This is a genomic window from Streptomyces sp. NPDC004126 (genome assembly GCF_050275515.1).
Classification (GTDB): Bacteria; Actinomycetota; Actinomycetes; order Streptomycetales; family Streptomycetaceae; genus Streptomyces.
The window spans coordinates 1-11,730 of the sequence record NZ_JBNNPF010000053.1; the positions used below are offsets into that span (position 1 = coordinate 1).

The 11,730-nt window shown below is 75.1% G+C and carries 10 protein-coding genes and 1 other RNA gene; 5 read left to right on the forward strand and 6 right to left on the reverse strand.

The genetic code is table 11. The features are described 5' to 3' along the window. Positions 1–394 precede the first annotated feature (394 nt). The 3 genes from yaaA to ACQKM2_RS33695 form a co-directional block, all read right to left on the reverse strand. Entirely contained in the window at positions 395–1,195 is an 801-nt protein-coding gene (gene yaaA / locus ACQKM2_RS33685) for a peroxide stress protein YaaA (protein WP_427716614.1), read from the reverse strand. Between the two features lie 165 nt (positions 1,196–1,360). Beyond that, on the reverse strand, positions 1,361–1,798 hold the full coding sequence (locus ACQKM2_RS33690; RefSeq protein WP_427716617.1) for a hypothetical protein: 438 nt from the start codon (positions 1,796–1,798) through the stop codon (positions 1,361–1,363). A 108-nt stretch (positions 1,799–1,906) separates the two neighbouring features. Continuing rightward, entirely contained in the window at positions 1,907–2,779 is an 873-nt protein-coding gene (locus ACQKM2_RS33695) for an ArsR/SmtB family transcription factor (RefSeq protein ID WP_427716620.1), read from the reverse strand. A gap of 335 nt (positions 2,780–3,114) precedes the next feature. Here ACQKM2_RS33695 and ACQKM2_RS33700 point away from each other — a divergent pair, with 335 nt between their 5' ends. Both ACQKM2_RS33700 and ACQKM2_RS33705 read left to right on the forward strand, forming a co-directional pair. Next, complete coding sequence (locus ACQKM2_RS33700; protein WP_427716623.1) at positions 3,115–4,566, forward strand: RNB domain-containing ribonuclease; 1,452 nt, start codon at positions 3,115–3,117, stop codon at positions 4,564–4,566. 95 nt (positions 4,567–4,661) lie between these two features. Continuing rightward, a complete protein-coding gene (locus tag ACQKM2_RS33705; protein ID WP_427716625.1) occupies positions 4,662–5,660 on the forward strand; it encodes a helix-turn-helix domain-containing protein in 999 nt (332 codons plus the stop codon). 105 nt (positions 5,661–5,765) lie between these two features. Here the strand turns inward: ACQKM2_RS33705 and ACQKM2_RS33710 are convergent, their stop codons facing one another. Continuing rightward, positions 5,766–6,575, reverse strand: coding sequence for a hypothetical protein (locus ACQKM2_RS33710; protein WP_427716627.1), 810 nt, complete (start codon positions 6,573–6,575; stop codon positions 5,766–5,768). Continuing rightward, positions 6,572–7,306 carry a MerR family transcriptional regulator gene (locus ACQKM2_RS33715; RefSeq protein WP_427716629.1) on the reverse strand — a complete coding sequence of 245 codons (735 nt, stop codon included), beginning with the start codon at positions 7,304–7,306 and terminating at the stop codon, positions 6,572–6,574. The genes ACQKM2_RS33710 and ACQKM2_RS33715 overlap by 4 nt, the downstream gene beginning before the upstream one ends. Before the next feature lie 77 nt (positions 7,307–7,383). Here ACQKM2_RS33715 and rnpB point away from each other — a divergent pair. Continuing rightward, positions 7,384–7,786: RNase P RNA component class A (gene rnpB / locus ACQKM2_RS33720), an RNA gene on the forward strand. Positions 7,787–8,104: 318 nt separating this feature from the next. Next, positions 8,105–8,671: a Uma2 family endonuclease gene (locus ACQKM2_RS33725; protein WP_427716631.1), complete on the forward strand. Its 567-nt coding sequence runs from the start codon at positions 8,105–8,107 to the stop codon at positions 8,669–8,671. A 54-nt stretch (positions 8,672–8,725) separates the two neighbouring features. Here ACQKM2_RS33725 and ACQKM2_RS33730 read toward each other — a convergent pair whose 3' ends face one another. Then, a complete protein-coding gene (locus ACQKM2_RS33730) occupies positions 8,726–9,463 on the reverse strand; it encodes a DUF4352 domain-containing protein (RefSeq protein ID WP_427716632.1) in 738 nt (245 codons plus the stop codon). Positions 9,464–9,649: 186 nt separating this feature from the next. On the opposite strand from ACQKM2_RS33730, the gene ACQKM2_RS33735 reads away from it, so the two are divergent. Continuing rightward, a complete protein-coding gene (locus ACQKM2_RS33735) occupies positions 9,650–11,671 on the forward strand; it encodes a serine/threonine-protein kinase (protein ID WP_427716635.1) in 2,022 nt (673 codons plus the stop codon). Positions 11,672–11,730: the final 59 nt, after the last annotated feature.

The window sequence follows — 11,730 nt, forward strand, 5'->3', positions numbered from 1 at the left end:
TCCGCCCGGACCCCCTCCTGGGGGCACCGCCCCCAGACCCCCGCGCCTCAAACGCCGGCGGGGCTGGATTTCGCGCAGCGAAATTCCAGCCCGCGCGGCGTTTGAGCGCACCGGGCGCGGAGCGTCCGGTATCGGGGTCAGGGGCGGATCCCCTGGGAACGGTGGAAGTGGGGGTCCCCCCGGACGGAGTCTGGGGGAGGGTAGGGGACCCAGCCCGCGCAGCGGCACACCCACCCGCACCCGACCCACCGGCACCGGCACCGGCCACCCGAACCGGCCCCGCCCTGCCCCCGACGGACGGAGTCCGGCGCAGCGGCGCGAAGCCGGGGAGGCCGCCCGCGGCCGAGCTGCGCGAGCGGCGCGTCGAGAAGGGGTGCGGCGCGTCAAGAAGGAATCAGTGGATCTGGGTGACCACCACGTCCAGGGACCAGGCCTTCGCCGGCTTCGCCGGGGCCTCGGCCTCGACCACGTAGCCCAGGTCCCGCAGGGCCGTCACCAGCTCCGCCGGAGACCCCGGCACGGCTCCGGCGAGCAGCAGGTCCCGCACCAGGCGGCCCTTGGTGGCCTTGTTGAAGTGGCTCACCACCGACCGCTTCTCCACCCCGTCCACCACCTGCGAGTGCAGCACCCGCACCGTGGCGGTGCGGCCCGCCGTCTCCCCCTTCGGCTTCCACGCCGACGCGTACGCCGACGAGCGCAGGTCCAGCACCAGCCCGTCCCCCGCCGCCTGCGGCAGCACCTCGGCCATCGGCGTGCGCCAGTACGCGCCCAGCGCGCCCAGCCCCGGCAGCTTGACGCCCATCGAGCAGCGGTAGGAGGGGATCCGGTCCGTCACCCGCACCGCGCCCCACAGCCCGGAGAACACCAGCAGCGTCCGCTCGGCCAGCTCCCGCGCGGGCCCGGGCAGCCCCGCCAGGTCCAGGGCGTCGTAGAGCACGCCGGTGTAGATCTCCCCGGCCGGGAGGGCCGGCGCCGAGCGCAGGCCGGCGTTCTTCGCGACCTCACCGCGCAGGCCCTCGCTGAGCCCGAGCACCTCGCGCGCCTTCGGCTCGTCCCCCGCGCACAGCTCGACGAGCTCCTCCAGGACGGCCGCCCGCGCGGGGGCCAGGCCCGGCAGCGACAGGGACGCGGGGTCGAGCGGTGCGCCGGAGCCGCCGGCGGCCTTTCCCTCGGAGGGCGGCAGCAGCACGAGCACGGTGGTTCTCCTTCAGACGACGCGGCGCAGGGGATGCGGCCCCCGGGCCAGGGTAGACGGCCCGCCGCGGACCGGTCACGGGCGAACGGCCGCGGCCACGGCCCCGCCCTCGGCCGGTGGGGCCGTGGGCGGGCCGTGGCCGCCGGTGGGGGGTGGGGAAGGGGATCAGCCGCAGTCGCCGGTGAGCTGGGTGACGCCGACCCACACCTGGCCGTTGTAGTTGACGTTGACGTTGGTCCCGCCCGTGCCCAGGGTGTTGCTGGCCCACACGGCGCGGCCGGATCCGGTGTAGATCACGAAGTTGCCGTCTCCCTGGTAGACGGCCCGGTTCCCGCCGAGGCCGTAGGTGTGGGACGCCCAGCAGACCCCCCGGTTGTTGCCGTACAGCACCAGGTTGCCGTCGGTCTGCATCACGAGCCGGGCGTATCCGTACCGGGTGCTGCTCTCGATCTGGCTGCCCGCCCACAGGGTGGAGCCCCGGTTGAGGTGGTCACTGGTCGCACCCGTGGCACCGGTGGCGTCGGCGGACGACGTGCCGGCGAAGCCCAGCAGGGACGTCACGGCCAGTGCCAGCGCTGCTGCTGCGGTCCTGCCTCGTTGCATGATCGAGCCTCTCGTGTCGCGGAGGTGCTGCGGACGGAGCGACTCTCCGACGCGCCGCCGCGCCCCGTCCACGTCTTTCGAACCTCTTCGAAAGACGTGGACGCGGCCTCATCCGCGCAGTAGAAGACTTCCCAGCGGAGTCGCCCTGTGCAGGACCGTGTTCCGGTGCCGGGTCGAGCTGATCAGGCCCGCCGCGCGCAGCACGGTGGTGTGGTGGCTGACCGACGCCTGCGACATGCCCACCAGACGGGCGAGTTCCGACGTGCTGTGCGGGGTCTGCGAAGTGGACCTCAGGATCGCCGTGCGGGTGCGGCCCATCAGGGGACCGAGTCTTTCTCCCGCGCGGGCGTCGGGGTATTCCGGGCGGCGCACCGGATAAGTGAGCACGGGCGGCAGTTCCGGGTCCAGGAGGGATACCGGAGTGCGGGTGCGGAACATCGTCGGGACGAGGAGCAGCCCCCGCCCGTTCAGGTGGAGTTCCTGATTCACCGAGTACTGCACTTCGAGCACGGGCGGTTTCCACCGCATGCCCGGTCCGAGGCCCGACAGGACGCCTTCCATTCCCGATTCGGCCGCGACTTTCGCCTGCGCGGCGTACTCCGCCCCCACCGTGGACCGCATCGCCTGCTCCAGGGGCGCCAGGGCCGCCTCGTGGTAGCCGCGCAGGGCCCGGGTGAGGTCCCGTACGGCGTCGGGGCGGCCGGCGGCGAGGTCGCCCGTCCAGCCGGGGAGGGTGCCGTCCGCCCCGAGGACGGCCAGGTCACCGCGGAGGTGGCGGGCGGGTGTGGCGCCGAGGGAGTCGAGGGCGGGCTCGATCCCGAGCGTCCCGTCGGGCGGGGTCAGGAAGTCGGGGAAGTAGCCGTGCGGGCGGACGAGCGGGAGCAGCGTCCGCAGGTTCCCGGCCTGCCGGGCCAGGACGTCGCGGGCCCAGCATTCGGCCGCCGGGCTCTGCGGACGGCGCTGTAACGCGCGCAGGCTCAATACCGTCTCCCAAAGCGGATCCGGCCGGCTGGCCACGCTCGTGCGGACCAGATCGGCTCCCGTGAAATGAATGCGCAACAGCATGCCCGCCCCGTTTTTGCCGAGTTCGAATCGAATTCGAATGGATGTGGATGTGGGTGTGGATGTGATTGGTTCCGCCAATGGGCCGGCCCTTCCCCCCGGACCGGTAAACCGCTCACCACATTGCGCCCCGGCCGCGCCCCACATTCCAGCCGGTTTCACGCCGTCGTGAGGGCCCTTTTCCGCGCCGCGTTACGCGCGCGGCGGGTTCCGCGGCCCGCGCGGAACCGCCGCACTCGGCCTACGCTCGGTCCATGCCACGCCGTCACATGCACATGGCCGGAGCGGACGGGGCGGACGGGGCGGTCCTGCGCACCGCGCTCGACGACCTGCGGACGCGACTGGGCGTGCCCGGGACCTTCCCGGCCGAGGTGCTCGCCGAGGCCGAGCGGGCGGCCGCCGCTCCCCGGCTGCCGTCCGAGGACCTGACCGGCCTCCCCTTCTTCACGATCGACCCGCCCGCCTCCGTGGACCTCGACCAGGCCATGCACCTGGCGAAACGGTCCACCGGCGGGTACCGCGTGCACTACGCCATCGCCGACGTCGCCGCCTTCGTCAGCCCCGGCGGCGCCCTCGACGCCGAGGCCCACCGCCGGGTGACCACCCTCTACTTCCCCGACGGCAAGGTCCCCCTGCACCCGGCCGTGCTCTCCGAGGACGCGGCCAGCCTGCTGCCCGACCGCACCCGTCCGGCCCTCGTGTGGCGGCTGGACCTGGACTCCGACGGCCGGGTCGAGACCACCGACGTCCGCCGCGCCCTCGTGCGCAGCCGGGCCAAACTCGACTACGACGGCGTGCAGAAGGCCATCGACACCGGCACCGCCGAACCCTCCCTGGCGCTGCTGAAGGACATCGGGACCCTGCGCGAGGCACTGGAGACCGAGCGCGGCGGCGTCTCCCTGAACGTCCCCGAGCAGGAGGTCGTCGAGCACGGCGGCTCGTACAGCCTGGCCTACCGGGCCCCGCTCCCGGCCGACGGCTGGAACGCCCAGGTCTCGCTGATGACCGGCATGGCCGCCGCCCAGCTGATGCTCGCCTCCGGCACCGGGATCCTGCGCACCCTCCCCGCCGCCCCCGACGGAGCGGTCGGGCGGCTGCGCCGGGCGGCGAAGGCGCTGCGGATCGACTGGCCGCACCACGTCCCGTACGCGGCGCTGGTCCGCTCCCTCGATCCGCGCGTACCGGCGCACGCCGCCTTCCTCCAGGAGTGCACGGCCCTGCTGCGCGGCGCCGGCTACACGGTCTTCACCGGCGGCCGGACCCCGGACCCGGCCCTGCACGCGGCGGTCGCCGCCCCGTACGCGCACTGCACCGCCCCGCTGCGCCGGCTCGCCGACCGCTACGCCGGCGAGCTGTGCGTGGCGGCGGTGGCGGGGGCGGAGCCCCCGGCGTGGGCGGTCGAGGCGCTGGAGGCGCTGCCGCACGAGATGGCGGAGGGCACCCGGCTGGCGAACTCGGTCGAGCGGGAGTGCGTGGACCTGGTGGAGGCGGCACTGCTCAAGGACCGTGTCGGGGAGACCTTCGAGGCGACGGTCATCGACGTGAAGGAGCAGGAGCCGGAGGTCGGGACGGTCCACCTGGAGGAACCGGCCGTGGTGGGGCGGGTCGAGTCGCGGGCCGGGCGGCTGCCGCTCGGGGAACGGATCCGGGTCCGGCTGACCCAGGCCGATCCGGGCACCGCGAAGATCCTCTTCGCCCCGGCGTAGACCACCGCGGGCTATGGCCCCCGGTCGGCGGCTCTGCCATCATCGGCGCACCCCGCGGCGCCCCCGGCCGCGCGAGCGCCCCGGGAGGCCCGGAGTTGGGAGCCGCCGAACGTCCGGCCGGGCCCCGTACCGCCGCGCCCCGTACCGCCGCGCCCCGTCCCGCCGCGCCCCGTCCCGCCGGGCCCCGTCCCGCCGGGCTGCTCGCGTCCCGGGCCGAGGCGCCGCCGGCCCCGCCGGTGCGCCGGCCCGCCGCCGTGCTGCGGCCGCACATCGTCAACTACACCGGCTTCGACACCCGTTTCACCGCGCCCCGACGGCGCCTGGAGCTGCCCACCGGCTTCGTCACCCTGGTCTTCACCTTCGACGACGGCCTGTGGGTGACCCGGGGCGCGGAGCTCGCCACCGCACGGCTGCGGCCCGCCGCCGCCTCCCGCGCCCTGATCGGCGGCCCCCGCACCGGCCCGGTCCTCGGGGTGCACGCGGGCGCGGTGCACGGGCTGGAGGTCAACATGAGCCCGCTCGGCGCCCACCGGCTCTTCGGCGTGCCGATGGCGCACTTCGGGCAGGGGCCGGTGGACCTCGCCGAGGTGCTCGGCCCGGGCGGGCCGCGGCTGGCCGAGCGGCTCCGGGAGGCGGACGGCTGGGAGGCCCGCTTCGAGCTGCTCGACTCCGTCTTCGCGGCCCGCCTGGACCGGGGCCCGGCCGCCTCCCCCGAGGTGCGCGGCGCGCTCGCCCGGCTGTGGGCGGACACCGGCCCGGGTGCGCCGGCCCGGGCGGGCGCGGAGGCCGGCTGGAGCGCGCGCCGGCTGCGGGCCCGGTTCCGCGAGGAGGTGGGGCTGCCGCCCAAGGCCGTGGCCCGGCTGTTCCGGCTCCAGCACGCGCTGCGCCGGCTCGCGGCCGGCACGCCCCCGGCCGAGGTGGCGGCCGCGTGCGGCTACCACGACCAGGCGCACCTGGGCCGGGAGGTGAAGGCCATGACGGGCCTGCCGCCCGGCCGGTTCGCAACTCTGCGCGGCGGCCTCCCGCCGGGCTCGGCGCTGGACCGGGTGCCGGGCCGGATCACGAGCGTGCTGCTCCCGCCGCCGTCGGCCTGAAGCGGTCCGGGCCGTTTTTTACAAGACGGGCCCGCTGCCGGGGTGCCACGCTCGGCGTACGACTCCTCCTCCCCCCGGAGAGTCCCCACGCAGTGCGGCAGCCCGTCACGGGGGTGCGGGTTGCCGCAGTGCGGTCACCAGCGCGCGGGGGTCGTCGGCGTGGAAGCGGATCGTACGGGCCCTGGCGCGGGCGCCGAGCGGCCGGCGGAAGTCCAGCGGGCGGTTCAGCTCCAGGGTGACGGTCGTCTGGCTGCCCACGATCAGGTCGAGCACCCCGTCCTCGGAGACGGTGACGAGCCGCCCCTCGGGGTAGCGGCGGTCCACCCGGGCCGAGGCCACCGCGTCCGGCGGGACGGTGAGGTCGAACAGGGCCCCGTAGCGGATCCGCAGCGACCCGTCGGCCCGCAGCACGTGCGGCCGGGTCACGCAGGCCGCGTGCAGGGCGAGGACCAGCAGCACCCCGTACACGTCGAGGACCAGCACCACGCGGTGCACGGCGGGCCAGGGGATGAGCACGGCCAGCCCGACGGTCTCGACCACCGACACGAAGAGCAGCCCGTACATCATGGCCGTCTGCGGTCCGGTGTACCCGGCGGCGAGGTCGCCGGGGCCCACGCCGTGCCTGCGGCGCACGATCCACCGGCCGAGGGAGGCGGTGGCCCGCAGCTCGTGCAGCAGCAGCCGCAGCACCGGCTCGGGCACGGCGGCCCGTACGGCCCGCCGCCAGGAGCCGGTGCGCCGCCGCAGCGAGCACAGCACCCAGGCCTCCAGCAGCAGTACCCCGGCCACCAGCGCCTCGGCGGCGGCCGTCACCCACCCGGGAGGGCGCACCCCGGCCGCGAGGCACAGGACGAGGGCCAGCTCGCCGGGTATGACGGCGCAGGCCGCGATCCGCGCGGCGCGGACGGCGCTCACCGCCGCCCCCTGTCGGTGAAGGCCCGCATGACCAGGCGTACGACTTCGGCCTGCGCGGGGGCGTACTCGGCGAGCAGCGCCTCCTCGAACCCGGTGACGACCGGCCCGTCGGACGGGATCGCGTCGAAGACCGCGTCCGGGACGGCGGCGACCATGGCCTCGGCGAGCGGTCCGATCCGGGGGTCGTCGGCGGGGGCGTCGGCCAGTTCGTCGAGCCGCTCGTACAGCGCGAGCACGGCGGGGTCGGCGGCCAGCGGGCCGAGCACGGCGTAGACCTCCTCCCCCACGCCGCCGGTGGCGTCGAGCAGGGTCAGGTGCTCGCGGTCCTTCGCGGCGGCCGGGGAGTCCGTCGCCGGGGCCTTCGCCAGCAGCGCGGCGAGCGCCGGGGAGACCGGCTCGCCCTCCCCGGGCCCGGCGGCGAGCAGCACGGCCAGCCGGCGCCGGCGCTCGGCCAGCTCGGCCTCCTGCCGTGCCAGGTCGGCGTCCAGTTCCCGGAGTACGTCGGCCAGCTCGCGGCCCGCGTCGTCGGCGAGGACGTCCCGCACCTCGTCCAGGCTGAGCCCGAGCTCGGTCAGCCGGCGCACCCGGGCCAGCAGCACGGCGTCGCGCACGGTGTAGGCCCGATACCCGTTGGGGCGCCGCTCCGGCTCCGGGAGCAGCCCGACATGGTGGTAGTGCCGGACCGCCCGGGTGCTGAGCCCGACCAGCGCGGCGATCTCTCCGATCCGCATGCCCCTCAGTAGAAACCCTGCCGCTGCGTCAAGGTCAAGCCGCCACGGACAGCCGGTAGCATGGTCGGCACGACAGACGAGTCGGCCGGGCGGCCGCGTCGGGGTCCCCGGATCCCGCCGAGGAACGTCCGGGCTCCACAGGGCAGGGTGGTGGGTAACGCCCACCCGGGGTGACCCGCGGGACAGTGCCACAGAAAACAGACCGCCGGGGGCTTCGGCCGCCGGTAAGGGTGAAACGGTGGTGTAAGAGACCACCAGCGCCTGAGGTGACTCAGGCGGCTAGGTAAACCCCACCTGGAGCAAGGTCAAGAGGATCCGTCCCCGGACGGGTCTGCGCGAACGCTTGAGGGCTGCCCGCCCGATGTTCGCGGGTAGACCGCACGAGGCCGGCGGCAACGCCGGTCCTAGATGGATGGCCGTCTCCCCGGCGACCGCGAGGTCTCCGGGTGACAGAACCCGGCGTACAGGCCGACTCGTCTGTCGTTCTCCTCCTCTTCCCCGGGCCGGGCCCGCACTCGCGGCCCGAACCCGCGGGCCCACGTGAACCCGGAGCCGCTGTCGGTGGCTCCGGGCACGGTGGCCGTGACGAGAGGATCGTCCGTGATTTTCGACGCGATCACCTGGCTGCTGCCGGCGGCCTGCGTGGTTGTGGCCACTGTGCTGGTGGCCCTGGGCCACCAGGCTGTGACCACGCTGCGCCACTGGGCGCCGGGTGCGGCCCACCGATGCAGAGCGGCCCTGACCGGGCGTACACCCCCTCGACCGGTACCCGCCGAATAGACCCTGGGAGCACCCACGATGTCCGCCCGGAACCGGCACCGCGAGTACCTCCCCGTCGACCGGGAGGCATCGCTGAAGTATGCCGTCCAGAGACTGAACGAGAGCGGCGTGCGCGCGCAGCTCATCGAGGGGGAATTCGAGATCACGGCTCCCACCTGGGACCACGAGAACGCCGTGGACATCGTCCGCGACGCGCTCGCCCGCAGGGCCCGAGAGCTGCGCTGCGTCAAGGGGTCGGGGAACCTGGACCTGCCGGGTACCGAGAACTGGTACCTGCCCGACATCGCGATCATCCCGCAGGAGATCGCCAGGGGCGCCAAGTCGCTGCCCGTGGACGAGGCGCTGCTCGTGGTGGAGGTGACGTCGGAGTCGAACGCGGCCGACGACCGGGTCAAGAAGCGGAGGCGGTACGGCCAGTTCGGCGTACCGCTGTACCTCCTGATCGACCGGATCGACGGCACGTGGACCCTGTTCTCCGACCCGGTCCACGAGGGGTACGCGCAGGAGGACGGCCCCCACCCGTTCGGGACGACGATCACCCTGCCCGAGCCGTTCAACGTCGAGATCGACACCAGCGGGATCTGATCCGCCCGCTCACGCCCGGGCCCCGCCGGAGCGGGGCCCGGTGGGGGGGTGCGGCTACTTCACCGGGGCGGTGTACGTCTTGCCGACGAAGCCGTTCCGGAAGGTGACCGTCTTCGCGGTGATCTTGCCCTTGACCGTGATGGTGCCGGTGGCCTTCTCGCCCTTGGCGAGCTTGACGGTGTCGATCTGGTCCTCGGACGCCGCCAGTTCGATCTGCTTGCGCGTGCCGTCCTCGGCCGTCACCTCGAAGTAGAAGACGTTGACGTCGACTTGCTTGGCGGCGTTGTTGACGATGGTCACCCGCACGGAGGTGTAGTCGCTGCCCTGGGCGAGGACGCTGGGCCTGAACGCCGTGGGCGAGGCCGTGAGGACCACGTCGGCGTTCTTGTCGGCCGTCCCGGCCGGCGCCTCGGAGGTGCCGGGCGCGGGCTGCATCGGCGCCGCGTTGGGGGCCGACGCCCCGGGCGCGGAGGGCACCGTGATCGGGGTGTCCTTCTTGGCGCTGCTCTTGGAGGCGCCGGTGACCACCGCGCCGCAGGCGAAGAGGACCAGCGCCAGGAGGACGATGCCGCCGCAGCCGAAGCCGATGATCTTGCCGGCGTTGCTCTTCTGCGGGGGCGGCGGCGGGGCCGGGTAGCCGTAGGGCGGCGGGGGCTGCTGACCGTAGGGCGGGGGCGGCGGCTGCTGACCGTAGGGCTGCTGGCCGTACGGCGGCTGCAGCTGCTGGCCGTACGGCGGCGGCTGCTGGCCGTCAGGCTGCTGCGGCTGCTGGCCGGGGTAAGGGGTGGTCATGGGGACTCCTCCGCTGGGTGGTTGCCGTCTGGCTCAGGGCCGGATGCCGAACACCCTCGGAAGGAGCGCCGTGAACGCGGAACATGAGCGCCGCCCAGCTTAAATAAAACGCCAAAGCGTGACATAGGGAGTTCCAAAAATGAGACGGTCTCCTCCGAATCAGCCGCGCTGAAGAGAGAAGCCCCCTTGAGAAGCACCGCCCCCGGCGGGCGGGTCCGTCCCGCCCACCCCGGCGACCCGAAGAGGATCGGCCCCTACCGGATCATCGGGCGCCTCGGCACCGGCGGCATGGGCACCGTCCACGCCGCCCTCGACCCCCGGGGAACGCGGGTCGCGGTCAAGTCCGTTCACCTGGCCCAGGCCCAGGACCCGGAGTTCCGGGCCCGGTTCCGCCGCGAGGTCGCGCTGTCCGCCCGCGTCCAGGGCCCCTGCCTGGTGCCCGTCCTGGCGGCCGACACCGAGGCCGAACGGCCCTGGCTGGCGGCGCAGTACGTGCCCGGCCCGACCCTGGACCGGCACCTCGCCGCCCACGGCCCGCTCACCGGCGGCAGCCTGTACGCCTTCGCCGCCGGGACCGCCCAGGCCCTCTCCGCCATCCACCGCGCCGGGGTGGTCCACCGGGACGTGAAACCGCAGAACGTCATCCTGAGCCCGGCCGGCCCCCGGATGCTGGACTTCGGCATCGCCCACGCCGCCGACGGCACCTCCGTCACCCGGACCGGCGTCATGACCGGCACGCCGGGCTGGATCAGCCCCGAGCACTACCGCTCCGGCACGACCGGCCCGGCCGGGGACCTCTTCGCCTGGGGCGCCCTCGTCGCCCACGCCGCCACCGGCCGCCTCCCCTTCGGCACCGGCGCCCCCGACGTGGTCGCGTTCCGCGTGATGTCCGGGGACCCCGATCTCGCCGGACTGCCCGCCCCGCTCCGCGAGGTGGTCGAGGCGGCCCTCGCCAAGGACCCCGCGGCCCGGCCGACCGCCGAGCGGGCCGCCGGCCGCTGCTCGGCCCTGCTCGCCGCGGAGGCCACCCAGCTCCTCGCCGCCGGCCTCGCACCCGTCGCGCCCACCCTGGCCGGCGACCCGATCGCCGCCCAGTGGCACCTGCCCGCCGTCGACGACCCCGCCTGGCCCTCCCCGCCCGCCGCCGGCCGGGGGCGCCTGCTGCTCGCCGTCACCGTGGGCGCGGCCGTCCTCGGCGGGGCCGTCGGCGGGCTCCTCGCACTGCCCGCCGCCTCCCGCGACGACGGCCGGGCCGCCGCCGCCCCGGCCGTGGCCACCCCGGGCAACGCGTCCCGCACCACCGGCACCCCGACCGCCCCCGGCCCGTCCGCCGACCCCAAGGGCGCCACCGCCGACGGCGGGCCGACCCTCACGACCTGGCGGCAGGCCCGCGCGGCGCTGACGCCCGCCGAGCACGACGCCCACCCGTCCATCGGCACCGGAGCCTGGCTCGACACCGGCGGCGGTCCCGGCCAGGACTTCGCCCTGACCTTCCACCAGCCCCGGGGAGAGGTCTACGTCACCTCCACCGGCCCGGCGCTCGACGGGGGTGCGCTCCGCGAGGTCGCCCGGACCGTGTGCCTGGGCCTGCGCCACCTGCGCAGCGCCTACCCCGACCTCCCGTACGGCACCTTCGTGATCGTCGACACCGGGCGCGCGGCGGGCCCCGGCATCGTCTGGTCGGACGACTTCCGTACGAACACCACCTGCTCGGCCTCCCTCACCGACCGGGGCACCGCCGGGAGCAGCGGCGCAGGCACCGGCGGGGACACCGGCCGCGCCGCCGGCCGGCCGGGCGGGCAGGCCTCCGACTGGTACCCGGCCGCGGGGGGACTGGCCGTCGCGAAGATCCCGTCCAGCGACGCGGACGAGATCCGCGTCGCCGACCGGACCGCCACGTCGATCATCAACGAGTGGAACGCCGGCGGTTCCGCCGCCGGCGGCGGCCGGCTCGGCCACGAGAACCTGGCCGTCGGCTTCGACCCGGCCGGCCGGGTCATGTACGTCTGGGCGGTCAAGCCCCTGTGGGACCGGACCACCCGCGAGGAGTGGGCCCTCAGGGCCGCCCGGCGGGCCTGCGCGGACCTCACCTCCGAGTCCGCGAGGTCGGCCGGCTGGCCCTACACCCGGTACGCGGTCTTCGCCGAAGACGCCTCCGGCGGCGGCGAGTTCCTGCGCTGGGGCACCGCCGGCAGCTGCGGGGACTGACGGCGCGGACGGCACGGACGGCACGCAGGCCCCCGCCCGTGGTCGGGCGGGGGCCTGCG

Excerpts from the sequence above, each read along its gene's own strand:
- ACQKM2_RS33690 (WP_427716617.1), bottom strand. The coding sequence starts at position 1,798 with ATGCAACGAGGCAGGACCGCAGCAGCAGCGCTGGCACTGGCCGTGACG.
- ACQKM2_RS33700 (WP_427716623.1), top strand. The coding sequence starts at position 3,115 with ATGCCACGCCGTCACATGCACATGGCCGGAGCGGACGGGGCGGACGGG.
- ACQKM2_RS33730 (WP_427716632.1), bottom strand. The coding sequence starts at position 9,463 with ATGACCACCCCTTACCCCGGCCAGCAGCCGCAGCAGCCTGACGGCCAG.
- ACQKM2_RS33725 (WP_427716631.1), top strand. The coding sequence starts at position 8,105 with ATGTCCGCCCGGAACCGGCACCGCGAGTACCTCCCCGTCGACCGGGAG.
- ACQKM2_RS33715 (WP_427716629.1), bottom strand. The coding sequence starts at position 7,306 with ATGCGGATCGGAGAGATCGCCGCGCTGGTCGGGCTCAGCACCCGGGCG.